We start from the raw sequence: 3,802 nt of genomic DNA on the forward strand, positions 1-3,802 counted from the left end.
GTGAAATATTAAAATTGAATAGAAGAGTTTAAAAATCAAAAAACATTCATAAAGTAATTAAATAAACTGCTAAAATAACTCTTTAAAGTACAGTTTTACACATGAAATTCACAATATGTGGATAAGAATTAACAAATAATAGTAGAACATTTGTATATAAACGTGTGGACAATGTGGATAAATTTGTGGATTAAGTAAATAAAAGGGATAGCGGAGTTTTTGATTGTGAATATAAGTTATGGAAATAAAATGGCTAAATTTAAATGATTATCTAAGATAAATTAAAATACTAAATGATAATCTCTAAATTTAGCCATGTATTTCTGTGGATAAAATAGAATTCTAAAAAGTTATAAACATTAAAGTTCTTCTAGTTCAATCCATTGGTCATAAAGAGTTGATAAAGAATCCGAAAGAGTTTGTCTTTTGTTGCTAAGTTTTTGAACCAACTCAATATCAGAATAAATTTCAGGGTTGGAGAGTTCCACGTCGATATTATTTATTTCTGATTCAAGAGATTCAATTTCTTTTTCCAAGCTTTCTTTTTTAGCTTTTAGTTTTTTCTGTTCATCACGTTGTAATTTTTCCTGCTTTTTTTGGATTTGAAGTTGAGTTTTAGAAATAACTACCTCATCATCTTCGTCATCGCCTTTAGTCTTTTGAAGATAGTAGTCATAATTTCCCAAAAATTCATCCATACCATCGGAGTTCATTTTCAAAATTTTATCGCAAGTGGAATTTAAAAAATATCTATCGTGAGATATTGATATAACCGTTCCATCAAACGAGCGTATTGCTTCTTCAAATACTTCTTTGGAATCTATATCTAAATGGTTTGTAGGTTCGTCCAAGAATAGAGTGTTGGCACCCTTTAACATCAATTTTAAAATGGATACACGTCCTTTTTCTCCACCGGATAAATCACCGATTATTTTGAATACATCGTCTCCGATGAATAGAAATTTTGCAAGATACGAACGAATTTCATAGTGAGTTAATTTTGGATATTCATCCCATATCTCATCGATGACTGTATTGTCAGGATTTAGATGTTCCATTTCTTGGTCAAAATAAGCTATTTTTAATTTTGAACCGTATTGGATTGAGCCTGAAGTTTTTTCGAGTTCTCCAGTCAATATTTTAAACAGAGTAGATTTTCCAACTCCATTGTCGCCGATTATTCCGCATTTTTCATTTTTATAGATATTAAAAGTAATATTCTCAAAAATTTTCTTATTAGAAAATGATTTGGAAAGTTCCCTTACTTGTAGTACGTCCTTACCGGATTCGTAGAGAGGAGTAAAAGACAACTTAGTTTTTTTACTCTCATTAGGGGGCGGAAGTCTCTTCATTTTTTCTAAGAGTTTTTGTCGAGATTTTCCCTGTCTTATAAATCTATCACGCCCTAAACTCATATATCTTTCGATAATTTGCTCTTGTCTTTTTATTTCTTTTTGTTGGTTTTCATATTGTTTTGTAAGTTGTTCTATTTGTTTTTTACGTTCTTTAACATAGACATCATAGTTCCCCACGAATGTTGTCAAGCTATGGTTTTCCAACAAGACTATCTTATTTACGACATTATTTAAAAAATATCTGTCGTGAGATATTATTATACAAGCGCCAAGATAGTCTTTTAAATATTTTTCAAGCCAAGAAATGGCATCCACATCTAAATGGTTAGTAGGTTCGTCAAGAAGCATTAAATCAGGTTTAGACAATAATAGTTTTGCAAGACCAACTCGGGACTTTTGACCACCTGATAGTGTGTTTACATTACGATTAAAATCTTCCTCTGAAAATCCAAGACCTATTAAAGTGCCACGGATCATAGAGGGATATGAGAATCCTCCAAGTTCTATAAATTTCTCTTGTAAGTGGCCGTAACGCTCTATGTCATTTTCTAAGTTAGGATTGTTTGGATCGGATAGCTTAGCCTCTAATGATTTTAGCTCTAAGTCCATCTTTATTAAGTTTTTGAATTCTTGTTCACAAGCACCATATATAGAAAGTCCATCTTCAAAATCATGTTCTTGTTTTAGATATCCTATTTTTATATCTTTGGGAATTATGATGTCTCCGGCATCTTTAGAAATATCATTTGATATAATTTTTAGAAGAGTGGTTTTTCCACTCCCGTTGTTTCCGATTAAGCCGACTTTGTCTCTATCTTCTACAATCATATTTACAGACTCTAAAATAGGGTCAATTACATATGACTTTGATAAGTTTTTTATATTTAAAATCATTTATTTAACCTCATTTTTCATTCTATCAAATTTTACTTTTAATTTAAAGATTGATATAATTGACATATACATAATGGGAGGGTTAAAAGTGGCAGCTAAGAACAAAGTATCAGAAACTGTCATAAGAAGATTGCCGATATATCACAGAATGGTTTCAGATGTAGTTAGCAAGGGGATAGAGAGAATATCATCTCAGGAACTTAGTAGACTCACAGGATTTACGGCAAGCCAAATAAGACAGGATTTAAATAATTTTGGTGGTTTCGGTCAGCAGGGCTATGGATACAACACTGAGGCGCTTAAGCAAGAAATTTCAGAAATTCTTGGGATGAATCATGCATATAATACGGTTGTTGTAGGCGCAGGAAGACTTGGAATGGCAATAGCAGACTACGAAGGTATAAAAAATAGTGGCTTTAAGATTATTGCACTATTTGATAACGATAAAGAAAAAATAGGAAAAGATGTAAGTGGAGTTTCAATTTTAGATATAAAAAACTTAGAAGAGTTTATAAAAACTAATAAAGTTGAAGTTGCTGTTATAACAGTACCTAAAAATGCTGCTGTGGATGTAATTTATAAATTGGCATCCCTTGGAATAAAGGGAATTTGGAATTTTGCTCCTGTTGATGTCGCAGTTGAAGGTCCAGTTATAGAAAATATAAGGATAAATGATTCACTTTTTAAATTATCTTATTATTTAAAGAACAATTATTAAACCGGTAGAACCGGTTTTTTTAATATATTTTATATGAGGAGAAAAAATGAAAATAGAGAGCTTGGAAGGAAAAGTATTACTTAGGGGAGCTACAAATTTTATACCTAAGCAAATTTTTGAGTGTGGTCAAGCATTTAGATGGGAAGCTGAAGAAGATGGCTCATATACTACAGTTGCATTTGGTAGAGTGTTGAATGTCAAAGTAGTAGATGGAGTTGTGGAACTAAATACTACAATAGAAGAATTTGAAAGAATTTGGAGAGATTATTTTGATTTAGATAGAAATTACGCTTCTATGATAGAAGAGTTATCTTTTGAAGAGACTTTAAAAGATGCTATGGAATATGGAAGTGGAATAAGAATTTTAAATCAAGACCCATTTGAAACTATAATATCATTTATAATTTCTCAAAATTCTAACATAACACGTATAAAAAAAGCGGTGAATTTTATTGCAGATAAATATGGAGAAAAAATAGATGAAACACACTCAAGATTTCCCACACCGGAGGAGCTTGCAAAGGCAAGTGTAGAAGACTTAAGAGAAAAGGCAAGAGTTGGTTATAGAGATAGATATATTGTCGAGTCGGCACAGATGATTAGCAATGGCATGTTAGATATGGAGCTGTTGAGAACGGCAGATATAGAAACAGCCAGAAAAGAACTTATGAAATTGCCGGGAGTTGGCCCTAAGGTTTGCGATTGCATACTTCTATTTGCGTTTAAAAGAAGTGAGTCATTTCCAGTTGATGTATGGATAAAGAGAGTAATGGAAGAACTGTATCTTGGAAAAGTTACTCCAAAAGGAAAGATTGCAGATGAAGGAAGAAGGATA

General features: G+C 31.7%; 3 protein-coding genes. 2 read left to right on the forward strand and 1 reads right to left on the reverse strand.

Features of this window, described 5'->3' with window-relative positions; translation table 11 throughout:
* Positions 1–359: 359 nt before the first annotated feature.
* Positions 360–2,249 carry an ABC-F family ATP-binding cassette domain-containing protein gene (locus SOR77_RS07475; RefSeq protein WP_320636509.1) on the reverse strand — a complete coding sequence of 630 codons (1,890 nt, stop codon included), beginning with the start codon at positions 2,247–2,249 and terminating at the stop codon, positions 360–362.
* Positions 2,250–2,322: 73 nt separating this feature from the next.
* Between SOR77_RS07475 and SOR77_RS07480 the strand changes: the two genes are divergently transcribed.
* On the forward strand, positions 2,323–2,967 hold the full coding sequence (locus SOR77_RS07480; protein ID WP_320636510.1) for a redox-sensing transcriptional repressor Rex: 645 nt from the start codon (positions 2,323–2,325) through the stop codon (positions 2,965–2,967).
* Between the two features lie 46 nt (positions 2,968–3,013).
* A partial coding sequence (locus SOR77_RS07485) for a DNA-3-methyladenine glycosylase family protein (protein ID WP_320636511.1) occupies positions 3,014–3,802 on the forward strand: 789 nt, incomplete at its 3' end.

The sequence above is a fragment of the Peptoniphilus sp. genome (assembly GCF_034090345.1).
Classification (GTDB): Bacteria; Bacillota; Clostridia; order Tissierellales; family Peptoniphilaceae; genus Peptoniphilus.